At 72.6% G+C, this 12,997-nt stretch carries 12 protein-coding genes; 3 read left to right on the forward strand and 9 right to left on the reverse strand.

Annotated features, from left to right (window positions below):
* Complete coding sequence (locus ACQPYD_RS20750) at positions 1-753, reverse strand: SDR family NAD(P)-dependent oxidoreductase (RefSeq protein WP_433697260.1); 753 nt, start codon at positions 751-753, stop codon at positions 1-3.
* Between the two features lie 191 nt (positions 754-944).
* Here ACQPYD_RS20750 and ACQPYD_RS20755 point away from each other — a divergent pair, with 191 nt between their 5' ends.
* Complete coding sequence (locus ACQPYD_RS20755) at positions 945-1,733, forward strand: helix-turn-helix domain-containing protein (RefSeq protein WP_433697261.1); 789 nt, start codon at positions 945-947, stop codon at positions 1,731-1,733.
* 110 nt (positions 1,734-1,843) lie between these two features.
* Here ACQPYD_RS20755 and ACQPYD_RS20760 read toward each other — a convergent pair whose 3' ends face one another.
* The 7 genes from ACQPYD_RS20760 to ACQPYD_RS20790 all read right to left on the reverse strand — a co-directional run bounded on the left by ACQPYD_RS20760 (position 1,844) and on the right by ACQPYD_RS20790 (position 9,742).
* The gene (locus ACQPYD_RS20760; protein ID WP_433697262.1) at positions 1,844-2,593 is read right to left on the reverse strand and encodes an ABC transporter permease; all 750 of its coding nucleotides are present in this window, start codon (positions 2,591-2,593) and stop codon (positions 1,844-1,846) included.
* Positions 2,594-2,596: 3 nt separating this feature from the next.
* Positions 2,597-3,355, reverse strand: a complete 759-nt coding sequence (locus tag ACQPYD_RS20765; RefSeq protein ID WP_433697263.1) for an ABC transporter permease — start codon at positions 3,353-3,355, stop codon at positions 2,597-2,599.
* A complete protein-coding gene (locus ACQPYD_RS20770; RefSeq protein ID WP_433697264.1) occupies positions 3,352-4,254 on the reverse strand; it encodes an ABC transporter ATP-binding protein in 903 nt (300 codons plus the stop codon). Before ACQPYD_RS20770 ends, ACQPYD_RS20765 begins: the two co-directional genes overlap by 4 nt.
* 194 nt (positions 4,255-4,448) lie before the next feature.
* Positions 4,449-5,063, reverse strand: coding sequence for a response regulator (locus tag ACQPYD_RS20775; protein ID WP_433702093.1), 615 nt, complete (start codon positions 5,061-5,063; stop codon positions 4,449-4,451).
* 110 nt (positions 5,064-5,173) lie between these two features.
* Complete coding sequence (locus tag ACQPYD_RS20780; protein WP_433697265.1) at positions 5,174-6,367, reverse strand: sensor histidine kinase; 1,194 nt, start codon at positions 6,365-6,367, stop codon at positions 5,174-5,176.
* 191 nt (positions 6,368-6,558) lie between these two features.
* Positions 6,559-7,980, reverse strand: a complete 1,422-nt coding sequence (locus ACQPYD_RS20785; protein WP_433697266.1) for a GntP family permease — start codon at positions 7,978-7,980, stop codon at positions 6,559-6,561.
* Complete coding sequence (locus ACQPYD_RS20790; protein WP_433697267.1) at positions 7,973-9,742, reverse strand: IlvD/Edd family dehydratase; 1,770 nt, start codon at positions 9,740-9,742, stop codon at positions 7,973-7,975. Before ACQPYD_RS20790 ends, ACQPYD_RS20785 begins: the two co-directional genes overlap by 8 nt.
* Before the next feature lie 129 nt (positions 9,743-9,871).
* Between ACQPYD_RS20790 and ACQPYD_RS20795 the strand changes: the two genes are divergently transcribed.
* Positions 9,872-10,546: a GntR family transcriptional regulator gene (locus tag ACQPYD_RS20795; RefSeq protein WP_433697268.1), complete on the forward strand. Its 675-nt coding sequence runs from the start codon at positions 9,872-9,874 to the stop codon at positions 10,544-10,546.
* Positions 10,547-11,016: 470 nt separating this feature from the next.
* Complete coding sequence (locus ACQPYD_RS20800; RefSeq protein WP_433697269.1) at positions 11,017-11,634, forward strand: class I SAM-dependent methyltransferase; 618 nt, start codon at positions 11,017-11,019, stop codon at positions 11,632-11,634.
* A gap of 66 nt (positions 11,635-11,700) precedes the next feature.
* Here ACQPYD_RS20800 and ACQPYD_RS20805 read toward each other — a convergent pair whose 3' ends face one another.
* A complete protein-coding gene (locus ACQPYD_RS20805; RefSeq protein WP_433697270.1) occupies positions 11,701-12,996 on the reverse strand; it encodes an amidohydrolase family protein in 1,296 nt (431 codons plus the stop codon).
* Position 12,997 lies beyond the last annotated feature (1 nt).

Raw genomic sequence — 12,997 nt, forward strand, 5'->3', positions numbered from 1 at the left:
TCACCAGGGGATGTCCACACCCTCCCAGGAGGTGAAGGTGCCGCTCGGCCCGTCGGGGCCGAGGCGGGCCACCCGCACCACCTCCCGGGAAGCGTCCCCGACCGTCTCCGTCCCCTCGAACTCGACCAGTGCGGTGTTCGCGAACCCCGGCGAGACGAGGTTGACCTTGATACCGGTCTCTTCGAGTTCGACCATCATGGCCAGCGTCACGGCGTTGAGCGCTGTCTTGGACGCGGAGTAGACCGGTTCGAAGGCACGGCGGAACGCGAAGGCCGGGTCCCCCATGGTGGTCAGCGAACCCATCGCGCTCGTGACGTTCACGACGCGTGCGTCGGAGGAGGCGCGAAGCAGCGGCAGCACGGCCTGGAAGACCGCGAGCGGGCCGAAGACGTTCACCTCCCAGACCGCCCGCACCTCGTCCAGCGAGACCGTGCTCGGCCGGGCCGTGGCCCGGAGCTGGGCCATGGTGAGGCCGGTACGTGTGGAGGAGATGGCGGCGTTGTTGACGAGGAGGTCGAGCCGTCCGGCCTCTGCCTCGATCCTCTCGGCGGCCGCGGTGACGGACCTCGCGTCGGTCACGTCGAGCTGGAGTGCGGTGGCGCCGTCGCCGATCTCGGCGGCCGCCGCCTCACCCCGGGCGAGATCACGGGAGCCGAGGAACACGGCGACCCCGTCGGAGACCAGTTCCCCGGCCACGTGCCTGCCCATGCCCTGGTTGGCTCCGGTGATCAAAGCGACGCGGTTCGTGGGCATGTGAAGAATCCTCGGATGGTAGTGGTGCGGTGGTCGAACGCCCGTGTCGGGCGTTCGAGGACCACTGTGCGGGAATCCCGACAGGCGGGGAAGACTCCGTGAGACCTGGTACTGGCAGGGCCAGTCAGGACGAGCGCCGTGGGCGGGAGAGCGGCGGGGATCGTGCGGAGCGCCCCGGTATCATCGTGGGCATGCCAACCGGGCTGAGAACAGACCTAGGGGAGTTCCTGCGTGGTCGGCGGGCCATGATGGCTCCCTCCGAGCCGTCGGCCGTCGTGCCGGCCTCCCGGCGCCGGGTCCCCGGGCTGAGACGGCAGGAACTGGCCGAGAGCGCCGGGATCTCCGTCGAGTACTACACCCGCCTCGAACAGGGGCGGGCGCCCCGCCCCTCCCGCGAGGTGCTCACCGCCCTGGCGCAGGTCCTCGGTCTCACCGCCGGAGAGCGCGGCCACCTGTTCCGGCTCGCCGGTGAGCTGCCGCCCGAGCCGCTCGCGCCGGGCAGCGAGATCCGGCCGGGCCTGCTCCAGCTGCTGCGCAGCCTCGACGACACCGTCCCGGTCACCGTTCACGACGGCCGCCTGGACGTGATGGCGCGCAACGCGGCCGCGGCCGAGCTTCTCGGTCCGCTCTCCGGCGAAGGCCGTTTCCGGCGCAACATCGTCCACCAGGGCTTCACCTCCCACGCCCGCCATGTCCTCGGCGAGGAGGGGGCGCACCGGTACGCCCGCTGGGCCACGGCGGAGCTGCGCTCGGCGATGGGCCGCTACCCCGACGACGGGTACCTGAGGGAGCTGCACGCGGAACTCTCGGCGACCAGTGCCGATTTCCGGTCCTTCTGGGACCAGGGGGAGGTCGGGGTGGGACACTCCGCCGTCAAGCACCTGTTCCACCCGACCCGGGGGTGGCAGACCTTCCAGAGCGAGATGCTGCACGACGCCGAGCGGGACCACTGGATGGTGATCTACGCGTCCGTGGGATGACCGTACGGGGTCGGGTGCGGGTCCGGGAGCCAGGACCGGCGGAATCGTCGCCGTGCCGTCCCCTCCCCCGGAACGCCCGGCGCGGGTCCGCCCCCGCGGGCGGATCCCGGTCAGCGGATGTCGCGCCGGTCCAGAACGGCCGCGGCGCCCAGGGTCACCACCGCGGTGAGACCGAGGGCGATCACGGCGACGGAGGTCACCGCACCGGCCGTGACGGTCCCGCTGTCCGCAAGCATCCCCGTCCCCATCCGCGTGGCCCGGCCGACCAGGCCGTGGGGCAGGAGCAGCGCCAGGGCCTCGACGCGGGTCGTCCACAGCAGCATCCCCGCGGCCGACGCCAGGAGGGCCACGGCGATGGGAGCGGCGAAGGACCTCAAAAGCATCGACAGGCCGGACTGGAACGCCGCCACCGGCAGGCACGCCAGCACGACGACGACGCTGACCAGGAAGTACTCGGGCGGCAGGGTGCCGGGGAGCGCGAACACCAGCTTGCCGACCACGACGACGCCCGCCACCAGCACCGCCTGCATGGCCGCGGCGAGCGCCGCCAGCACCGCCGTCTTGCCGACCACCACGTGGAGGCTCGACACCTGGCGGCCCATCAGCGCGTTCCAGTTGCCGCCGCGGTGCTCGACGCGCCAGACCAGCGAGGCCAGGACGGCCACACCGAGGGCCAGGGGGAACAAGCCGTAGAAGACCACCGCCCGCAACCACAGGGTGTGCCAGTGGTCTTCGAGGGGCTCACCGGCGACGACCGTGTTGACCGCTCCCGCGACGACGGCCGTCAGCGGCAGGAGCACCACCACGACCCAGCTCAGGGAACGCCTCAACTTGAGGAACTCGGCTCGGACCGAACCCATGGCTCAGACCTCCTGACGGTCGAACAGGCGGGTGGCGAACAGGAACAGGGCCCCGCCCGCGACCCCGAGGGCGGCCACGCTCAGGTGCGGCGGGTCCAGGGAGACCACGCCCGCCTCGCGGACGTCGACGGGCACGGCCAGCGCGTAGTACCCCCACGGGGGGAGGAGGTGGGCGACCCCCGTGGACACCCCCGTGCCGGAGACGGCCACGAACACGCCCAGCACACCGACCCCGAGCCCCACGAGCTGGTTGCCGGTCCGTGCCGCCAGCCAGAGGTGGAGAGCGAAGAGCACCAGGTTCACGACGACGGCCGAGGCGGTGTACCCGAGCCACTGCCCGGCCGGAAAGGCCACCGTGATGCCCGCCAGCACGCCGATGGCGGCCACCAGGCCGCTCTGGGCCAGGGTGGCCGCCACCACGACTACGCCGGAGGCCGCGAACTTGGCCCGGCACAGGGCCCCGGGGGTCAGCCCCGAGGTCTGGGAGAGCAGCCAGCCGCCTCCCCGGTGCTCGATGTCGACCTGTCGACTGGCCAGCACGGCCAGCAGGACGGGCGAGACCAGCAGCACCGCCAGTGCCATGTTTCCGAGCAGCCACTGCCAGGGCCGCGCGGCGGGGTCGTCCACCGACTCCGGGAAACCCGGCGCCGTGAGGGCGTAGCAGGACAGTGCGACGACACCGACCGTCATGGCGGCCGCCACGGGCACGACGCGCAGGCGGCGCATCTTGGCGAACTCGTTCGCCACGGCACGGCCGATCACAGGCCCCGCCCTCCGGTGAGGTCCATGAAGACGTCCTCGAGGGACTGGGCGTCGCGGCGCACTCCGTGGACGTCGACGCGCTCGTGCACGAGATGGGCCACCACGCGGGCCGTGCCCGCCTGGTCGAGTCCGGGCAGGCGCACGGCGGGGCCGTCCCGGTACGCGCTCCACCGGGCGGCGAGCGCGGTCGCCCGCTCGGGTTCGGGGGTGTCGATCAGCACGTCGGGGGTGGACCGCGCGAGGAGCTGGTCGCGCGTGCCCTGGAAGAGCATGCGGCCCTGGCCGAGGATGCCGAGCACGGTGGCCGTCCGGTCGATCTCGCCCAGCAGGTGGCTGGAGACCATCACGGTGGTCCCGTCCCCGGCCAGCTGCGCGAGGAGGCGGCGGATCTCCTCGATGCCGGCGGGGTCGAGGCCGTTGGTGGGTTCGTCGAGGATCAGCAGCCGGGGTTCGCGGGCCAGGGCCATCGCGATGCCCAGCCGTTGCCTCATGCCGAGCGAGTAGTCGCGGACCGGCTTGTCGAGGTGGTCCTGCAGGCGCACGGTCCGCACCGCCCGGGTGGTCCGGCCCTCGTCGAGGTCCAGGAGCCGCCTCACCAGGCGCATGTTCTCCCGGCCCGTGAGGTGCTCGTACGAGGGCGGGGTCTCGATGAGCGCACCGATGCGGCCCAGCAGTTCGCGGCGGGTGGAACGCTCCATGGGGCGGCCCATGATGCGGATCTCGCCCGTGGTGGGGCGCACCAGGGACAGGAGCATCTTCATCGTGGTGGTCTTCCCCGACCCGTTGGGGCCGAGGAAGCCGTACACGCACCCCTCGGGCACGCGCAGGTCCAGGTTCGCGACCACCGTGCGGTCGCCGTACGTCTTGCCCAGGTCATGGGTCGTGATCATGTGAGACACAGGTCCAGCATGTCCGCGGGGCGGTCTCCGGACATCTCGCCGGGGGATGACCTTTTCCGTCATCCCCCAGGAGGACCGGGGCGCCGGCCTGGTCCCCAGGTGGCAGGCGCATCCGTCTCGAAGGTCGGGGCCGGCTTCCGAGGCGGGCGGTGTGCCGGTGGCGCTCCCACCGGCTCCGGGGAGGCGCGGGCGTCTCAGGACCGGGGCACGTCGACCAGACCGGTCTCGTAGGCGAGGACCACCGCCTGGACGCGGTCGCGCAGGTCGAGCTTGGTCAGGATCCGCCCCACGTGCGTCTTGACCGTGGCCTCGGACACGTGCAGCCGGTCGGCTATCTCGGTGTTCGACAGCGCGCGGGCCACCAGGGCGAGCACCTCCCTCTCGCGCGGGGTCAGCACGCCGAGGGACTCTGGGGCGGGCGGCCTCCCGTCACCGGTGGGCAGGTGGCCCGCGAAACGGTCGAGGAGGCGCCGCGTCGTGCTGGGGGCGACCACCGCGTCGCCGGAGTGGATGGAGCGGATCGCCGACAGCAGGTCCTGCGTCCGTGCGTCCTTGAGCAGGAAACCGCTCGCCCCGGCCCTCAGGGCCGCGTAGGCGTACTCGTCCATGTCGAAGGTGGTCAGGATCAGGACCCGCGGCCCTCCGCCGTCGGCGCAGATGCGGCGTGTGGCCTCGATGCCGTCCATGCCGGGCATGCGGACGTCGACGAGTGCGACGTCGGCGGTGAGGGTGCGCAGGAGTTCGAGCGCGGTGTGCCCGTCGCCGGCCTCACCGACGACCCGGATGTCGGGTTGGGCGTCCAGGACCATGCCGAAACCCGTTCTGACCAGTTCCTGGTCGTCCACGAGGACGACGCGGATCGCCTCCGGGCGCCGGTCTCGGGGCGGTGTGCCCACAGGTGCGTTCCCTTCCGGTTCCCTCACGTGGTGATCGCCCGCATCGGCAGCGATGCCATGACCTCGTATCCCCCGTCCGGGCACGGCCCGGCTCGCAGGGAACCCCCGTACACCGACACCCGCTCCCGCATGCCGGCCAGACCGCGCCCCTCCCCCGGGCCCGCCCCCGCCGGCACGGACGCGCCGCGCCCGTCGTCGAGGATCCCTACCTCCAGGGCGTCGTCCCCGAAGCGCAGGCGTACCTCGGCGCGGACCGTCCCGGGTCCGGCGTGCTTGAGGGTGTTGGTCAGCGCCTCCTGCACCACCCGGTGGACGACGAGCCCCGCCCCCGCCGACAGCCGCCGCACGGGGCCGTCCACGGTGGACTCCACCCGCAGCCCGGCGCGCCGGACCTGGGCGAACAACTGGTCCAACTGCTCCACACCGGGCCGGGGCGTGAACCCCTCCTCGTGCTCCCCCTCGCGGAGCACCCCGAGGATGCCGCGCATCTCGGACAGGGCCGTCCGACCCACCTCGGAGACGGTCTCCATCGCGGTCCTGGCCCGCGCGGGATCGGCATCGATCGCGTATGCGGCGCCGTCGGCCTGCAGCACCATCACACTCACGTTGTGGGCCACCACGTCGTGCAGCTCCCGGGCGATACGCGCGCGCTCCTCGGCGATGGCCGCCCGGGCACGGGCGTCGCGCTCGCGCTCGAGCCACTTCGCGCGCTCCTCCAGGCCGATGAGGTGGCTGCGGCGCACGTTCGTGTAGAGGCCGGTGACCCAGCAGAGCATGATGAAGAACGTGTAGAACACGAACACGTTCCAGGAGCCCCGGTCCGCATAGGGGGAGCCCACGATCATCAGCAGCAGGCAGAGCTCGACCACGGCCAGAGCGGCCAGCGCCGGCGCGAGGCGGCGGTGCGCGGCCACCGTGTACATGGCGGCGACGACGGCGAGTTCGGCCAGGAACAGGTCGACGCCGAACGCCAGCTGCAGAACGGTCAGCGCGGCGACGGTCGCGAAGACACCCGCCGGATACCTGCGCCGCAGCGCCAGGGGCAGCAGCAGCCCGAGCGTGAAGGCGATCTGGACGGCCGCGGTGACATGGCCGGGGCCGTCCGGGTCGGCGTAGGAGAGTGCCCTCATCAGGCACCACGCCAGGAACGGGGCCACACAGAGCGCGTCGACGAGCGTCTCGTGCCGCCGCAACCACCCCTGGACTCTCCCGAACACCCGCTCAGTCTAGGCCCGCGCCTTCTTGCCTCCGGTGCGGGGAAGAGGGCGCGGGCAGGGCCCCGCGGCCGCTCCCCCGCGCATCCGGCCGCGGTCCACGGCCCGGAGCGCACGGGGTCGGGGAGGTCCCGGTACCCGCAGCCCGTCCCGGTGGAGGAGCGCTCCGGGCGCTCCTCCACCGGGGCCGCGGCTCAGGTGACGAACAGGGTGAGGACGAGCGCCACGGTGAGGCCCGTCAGCCCGACCAGGGTCTTCATGACGGTCCACGACCTGAGCGTGTCCGCGACCGACATCCCGAGATAGCGGTTGGCCATCCAGAATCCCGAGTCGTTCACATGGGAGAACGCCGTTCCGCCGCACGCGATGGCGACACAGGTCAGCGCCGCGAGCGACGGGCTCGCCCCGATCGTCTCCAGCAGGGGCGCCGTCAGCGTCGCGCCGGTGATCATGGCGACGGTCCCGGACCCCTGCGAGATGCGGATGACCGCGGCGGCGAGGAAGCCGAAGAGCACGATCGGCATGTTGATCTGCTGCATCCCCGCGGCCAGCACCTCGCCGAGGCCCGAGTCGACCAGCAGTCCGCCGAACACCCCGCCGGCGCCGGTGATCAGGATGATCACGCCCGCGGGCGCCAGGGCCTTGGTCGCCATCTCCTGGAGCTCCTTGCCCGAGCGCCCCTTGCGCACCCCGAAGAACCAGAGGGTGTACAGGCAGGTGAGCAGGAGCGCGATCACCGGGTGGCCGACGAATCCGAGGACGGTGGCGGCCGGGGCGCCCTCGGGCAGCAGGAGGCTGCTGGTGGTGCCGCCCAGGATCAGGGCCAGGGGGAGCAGGAGGGCGCCGAGAACGGAACCGAAGCTCGGCAGCGGGTCGGCCGCGCCCTCCTCGGCGCCGCCGGAGGCGGACGGGCCCTCTCCGGAACCGCTCCGCGGCCCCTCCGCCCCGTCGCCGGCGGTGACGCTCACGGCGTCGGCCTCGGCGGGGACCGGGACGAAGATCCGCTTCGCGACGAACCGGCCGAAGAGCGGGCCCGCCACCGCCATCGCGGGCAGGCCGCAGACCACGCCGTAGACGATGACGAGGCCGAGGTCCGCCCCCAGGATGCCCGCCGTGGCGATCGGACCCGGCGTGGGCGGGATGAAGGTGTGGGTGACGCTCAGCCCGGCGCACAGGGGGATGCCGTAGTACAGCAGGGAGCGGCCCGTACGCCGCGCGATCGCGTAGAGCAGGGGGACGAGGATGACGATCGCGACGTCGATGAAGACGGCGATCGAGACGAGGAAGCCGGCCAGGCCCAGGGCCCAGGAGAGGTAGCGGTCGGGGACCCTCTCCACCAGGGTCGTGGCCAGGCGCTCGGCCGCCCCCGCCCGTTGCAGCACCTCGCCGAAGATGGCGCCGAGCCCGATGATCAGGGCCACCTGGCCCAGGGCGCCGCCCATGCGGTCGACGACCTGCTCGACGAGGTCGAGCGGGGCCGTTCCGGTCGCCAGGCCGAAGGTGATCGCGGCGACCAGCAGGGCGACGAAGGGCTGGAACCTGAACCTGATGATGAGCAGGAGCAGGAGCACCACGGCCAGGACCGAGGCGGTCAGAATCCAGGCTGTCTCAGACATGCGCCCCTCCGCCGCCGGCCCCTGGGACCGCGGGGGCGCCGGGGACGGCGCCCCGGTCGGTCTCCGATCTCAGGAAGTCGAAGTCGCACCCGTGCTCGGCCTGGTTGACGTGGTCGACGTACAGCTTGCGGTACCCGCGTCCCGGCCGGGGGGCGGCTGCGGCGCGCGGGGCCTCCTGGGCGCGTGCGGCGAGTTCGTCGTCGGGGACGTCGAGGTGGATGAGGCGCTCCTCGACGCTGAGCCGGATCGTGTCGCCGTCGCGGACGAGGGCGAGGGGCCCTCCGGCGGCGGCCTCCGGCGAGACGTGGAGGACGATCGTGCCCGCCGCCGTGCCGGACATGCGGCCGTCGGAGACGCGGACCATGTCCTTCACCCCCTGGCGGGCCAGTTTGCGGGGGATGGGAATGTACCCGGCCTCCGGCATGCCGGGGGCGCCGATCGGGCCGATGCCGCGCAGCACCAGCACGTCCTCGGGGGTCACGTCCAGGTCCTCGTCGTCGATGCGGCGCGCGAGGTCCTCGGAGTCCTCGAAGACGACCGCGCGCCCCCGGTGCTCCATGAGGACGGGGTCGGCGGCGGCCTGTTTGATGATCGCGCCGTTGGGGGCGAGGTTGCCGCGCAGCACCGCGATGCCCCCGGCGGGGTAGACCGGGGCGGAGCGGGTGCGGATGACCTCCTGCGGGAAGGGCGCCGGGGCCCGGTCGAGCTCCTCTCCGAGGGTGCGGCCGGTGACCGTGAGCTCGTCGGTGTTGAGCAGGTCGCGCAGCTCCAGCAGGAGCCTGGGGACGCCCCCGGCGCGGTGGAGGTCCTCCATGTAGTGGTCGCCGGCGGGTTTGAGGTCGACCAGGACCGGGGTCTCCCTGCTCATGGCGTCGAAGCGCTCCAGGTCCAGCGAGTAGCCGAGCCGGCCCGCCACGGCGGCCAGGTGCACCAGTCCGTTGGTGGAGCCGCCCAGGGCGAGGAGCACCCGGAGGGCGTTCTCGAACGCGCCCCGTGTGAGGATCCTGTCGACGGTCAGGCCCTCACGGGCCATCTCCACCGCGCGGGTGCCGGTCATCTCGGCGTAGCGCGTGCGGTCCGCGGTGACGGCGGGCGGGGTCGCGCTGCCCGGGAGGGAGACGCCCAGTGCCTCGGCCACGCACGCCATGGTGCTGGCGGTGCCCGCGACCGAGCACGTGCCCACGCTGCCCACCAACCGCCCGTTGACCTCGGCGATCTCCTCGTCGTCGATCTCCTCGGCCCGGTAGCGGCCCCAGAAGGAACGGCAGTCGGTGCACGCGCCGACCCGGACGCCGCGGTGCGAGCCGGTCAGCATCGACCCGGTGACGAGCTGGATGGCGGGTTTCCCGGCCGAGGCCGCGCCCATGAGCTGGGCGGGCACGGTCTTGTCGCAGCCGCCGATGAGGACGACCGCGTCGACCGGGAGGGCGCGGATCATCTCCTCGGTGTCCATCGACATCAGGTTGCGCAGGAACATGCTCGTGGGCTGGGAGAACGCCTCGTGCACGGAGATGGTGGGGAACTCCACCGGCAGGCCGCCCGCGAGCATGACGCCCCGCTTCACGGCCTCGATGAGCTGGGGCATGTTGCCGTGGCAGGGGTTGAAGCCGCTGCCCGTGTCCACGATGCCCACGACGGTGCGGTCCAGGGCGTCGTCGGTGTACCCGCTGCCCTTGATGAACGCCTTCCGGAGGAAGAGCGCGAACCCGCTGTCCCCGTAGTTGGTGAGGTTGCCCCGGAGCCCGGGAGGACCGTCCTGCATTATTGCCCTCATTATCGATAATATGTGTGATGAACACCGCAGAGCGAACCACAGGAGGCGTGCCCGGCGCAAGTACCGTTGGACGCGGACCAGCGCGAAGGCCTACGGGGCCGGGAAGGGAGCACGCAGATGCCCGAGACGGCCGAGGCCACCACCGCCTCCCGGATGACCGGGGCGAGGCTGGCGGACCTCCTCGAGGAGGAGATCGTCATCGGGGTCCGCTTCCCCCGCGAGCGCCTCGTCGAGGACGAGCTGATGGCGCGCTTCGAGGCCAAGAGGCACGCCGTGCGCCAGGCCCTCCAGGTCCTGGAGTCCCGGGGCGTGGTCGAGCGCCGGCCCAACGCCGGGGCCTTCGTCCGGTCGTTCACGGCGAAGGAGGTCCGAGACCTCTACGTCCTGCGCGACCTGCTGGAGGTGCGGGCCGCCGAGCTCATCGAGTTCCCCGTCGACCCCGCGCGCCTGGAGGACCTGGCCGGGGCCCAGCGGCGCCACGACGCCGCGGTCGAGGCCAACGACCCGCGCGCCGTGGTGATCGCGAACATGGAGTTCCACCGCAAGCTGTTCGCGCTGTCCGACAACGAGGCCCTGCTGGAGGCGATCAACCGGTACGCCAGGGTCGCCCACGCCATCCGCTCGGTCACCGTCACCTCGGCGGAGTCGCTGCGCCTCAGTCGGCACGAGCACGGACGGATGCTGGACGCGCTGCGCGAGGGGGACCGCGACCTCCTGGCGAGCACGTGCCGGGCCCACCTGATCCCCTCCCGCGACGCCTACCTCGAGCGGGTGAGCCTCACCGGGGCCTGAGCCGCCCGGCGCGCTTCCCGGAGTTCCAGCCCCCTGGGGGCGTTCTCCTCGTCGCGCGATGAACGCCGGAGGTCGATCCGATCATCGCGGGGCCGGGGCCATGAGCGGGGAAAGTCGTTTCGCCGTCGCAGTCGGCACCGAAAGAACCTGATAACTGCCCGGAGTTCCCGGAAAAGGAAAACGTCGGCCTTGCGGCTTTCGCCGACCGCGCTCCGATGCGTTTCCGGCGTCCGGGACACGGGGGCGCATCGGGCGGGCGCTGCGCCTTCGTCCCATCCGGGGACGCCGATCCGGGCCGGGCCGTCCGGGGGTTCCCGGCATTCGCAAAGCGGGGACAGCGGCCGACCATGGTGCTACCGTCCTGCAAAGGCCGTTCCCTTCCCCCTTTCGAACGAATATTCCCGGCAGAACGACAACAATGCCGCTCCCCCACTCGACCGGGAAATACCCTCATGAATACCGGAGAAACGATGACCCGAATCGACTTCGACGTGTTCTACCGGAGCAGTCTGGACGGCTCCGCACGCCTCAAGGAGGCCCCCTGGGCCGGCGCCGCCCCTCACAGGGGGCTGGTCGCGATCCAGGACGAAGGGGGGATCTGCTCACCGGTGCTGGAGGTCGGGTGCGGGCCGGGGGACAACGCCATCCACCTCGCCCGCCACGGTCACCGGGTGATCGCCGTCGACGTCTCCCCCACCGCCGTGGCGGAGGCGGTCCTGCGCGCGCAGGAGGCCCGGGTGCCCGTGGACTTCCGTGTCGAGGACGCCACACGGATCGATGCGTCGGTCGGCGACTTCTCCACCATCGTGGACATCGCGCACTTCCACCGCCTCGACGATCCCGAACGCTCCCTGTACCTGAAGGCTCTGCGCGCGGTGAGCCACCCCGGGACCTGGCTGGTCCTCCTCGGCCTGTCGGACCGCGCCCCCGCGTCCGCGCCCGGTCTGCGCCGCCTCTCCGAGTACGCGTTGCGCACGTCCCTGTCCGCGGCCGGGTGGTGGGTGAGGAGCATGCGCGCCTCGGTCCTGGGCGCTCCCTCCTCGGCCGGGAGCGACCCGGCGTGGCTGGTCGAGGCCGAACGGCTCTGACCGGGTTCGCCCCGCCCCGTGTGCGGGGCAGGCCCGAGCAGGCGTCCCGCTCCGCGGGGCGCCTGCTCAGGTCCACACCCGGTCGGCCGCGGCCTCCGCGTCCGCCACCAGGCGGGGCACGTCCACGCCGGTCAGCCTCCCCCCGCTCTTGCGCGGTATCCCGTCCACGTACACGTCCGTGACGTTGTCCGGGCGACCGTTGAGGACCAGCTGCGCCGGCCAGTCACCGCGTGGGGCGAAGTTCAGCGCCCGCGGTTCGAGCACGACCACGTCCGCGCGTTTGCCGGGTGTGAGGGACCCGAGGCGGTCGGCCTCCCCGATCGCCCGGGCTCCGCCCAGGGTGGCCATCGCCAACGCCTCCCGGGGCCCGGGATAGACCCCGGCGTCCAGGGAGACGGCCCTCTGCAGCCCCACGGCCGCCTTCATCGAGGCGAACATGTCCCCGCAGTCGTTGGTGCCGCCGTCCTGGCCCAGGCCGGCCCGGATCCCCCGCCTCCGGAACTCGGGCAGCGGCATCACCCCCGTCGCCAGGCGCATGTTGCTCAGGGGGCAGTGGGCGACGGCGGCGCCGCTGCGGGCGAGCAGGTCCAGTTCCGCGCCGGTGATGTGGATGACGTGGTTGAGCAGCGTGCGCGGTCCCAGCGCGCCGGCCTGCTCGAGCATGCCAACGGGGTCTTCCGCACGGTCGTCGGGGTGTTCGAGCAGGTGGAGGTTGAGTCCCACTCCCAGTTCCCGGGCCAGGTCGGCGTGGGCGCGCACCGTGTCCGCGTACCCGGGGAAGGCGGCCGAGCCCACCTGCGCCGTGCCCCGCGCGGTCGGGGCCACCAGGTCCTGTACGACCTTCCGGACGAGGCCGATGTCGGGCAGCTCCTGGTACGCGGCGTGCACGAAGCGCAGACCGCTCTCGTCCACCGCTCGCACGTAGGCCTCGGACACGGCGAAGTCGACGGCGGGCACCCAGTCCACGACGGTGGTCACACCCGACTGGAGGGCGTCGGCCGCGGAGAGCCGCACGAACCGGTCCATCTCCTCGGGGCCGATCGCCGGAAGGACCGGCCCCACGCACGTTCCGTACCAGTCGTAGAACCCCAGCCCGGCGCCGCGGCCGCGGATGGCGCTCTGCCACAGGTGCGTGTGCGCGTCGACGAACCCGGGGAGGACGATGCGCCCCCGCGCGTCGACGGCCTCCGTGCCGGGACCGCAGCGCACGTGGGGACCGACCGCCGTGATCACGCCGTCCTCCATGAGGACGTCGGCGTGCGCCAGTGCGCCGAGCGGCCCCTCGCCCATGTCCGGGTCCATCGTCAGGACCAGTGCGGCGCCGCGCAGCACGGTGCCGCGGCGCGGGTCGGGGGCGCTCATC

Origin of the sequence: Nocardiopsis sp. CA-288880 (assembly GCF_050955985.1) — a bacterium.
Classification (GTDB): Bacteria; Actinomycetota; Actinomycetes; order Streptosporangiales; family Streptosporangiaceae; genus Nocardiopsis; species Nocardiopsis tropica.

What these genes read in the sequence shown, in the direction of transcription:
- ACQPYD_RS20775 (WP_433702093.1), bottom strand. Translation starts at nt 5,063, where the DNA reads ATGGTCCTGGACGCCCAACCCGACATCCGGGTCGTCGGTGAGGCCGGC.
- ACQPYD_RS20805 (WP_433697270.1), bottom strand. Translation starts at nt 12,996, where the DNA reads ATGAGCGCCCCCGACCCGCGCCGCGGCACCGTGCTGCGCGGCGCCGCA.
- ACQPYD_RS20760 (WP_433697262.1), bottom strand. Translation starts at nt 2,593, where the DNA reads ATGGGTTCGGTCCGAGCCGAGTTCCTCAAGTTGAGGCGTTCCCTGAGC.
- ACQPYD_RS20795 (WP_433697268.1), top strand. Translation starts at nt 9,872, where the DNA reads ATGCCCGAGACGGCCGAGGCCACCACCGCCTCCCGGATGACCGGGGCG.
- ACQPYD_RS20800 (WP_433697269.1), top strand. Translation starts at nt 11,017, where the DNA reads ATGACCCGAATCGACTTCGACGTGTTCTACCGGAGCAGTCTGGACGGC.
- ACQPYD_RS20790 (WP_433697267.1), bottom strand. Translation starts at nt 9,742, where the DNA reads ATGCAGGACGGTCCTCCCGGGCTCCGGGGCAACCTCACCAACTACGGG.
- ACQPYD_RS20755 (WP_433697261.1), top strand. Translation starts at nt 945, where the DNA reads ATGCCAACCGGGCTGAGAACAGACCTAGGGGAGTTCCTGCGTGGTCGG.
- ACQPYD_RS20785 (WP_433697266.1), bottom strand. Translation starts at nt 7,980, where the DNA reads ATGTCTGAGACAGCCTGGATTCTGACCGCCTCGGTCCTGGCCGTGGTG.
- ACQPYD_RS20750 (WP_433697260.1), bottom strand. Translation starts at nt 753, where the DNA reads ATGCCCACGAACCGCGTCGCTTTGATCACCGGAGCCAACCAGGGCATG.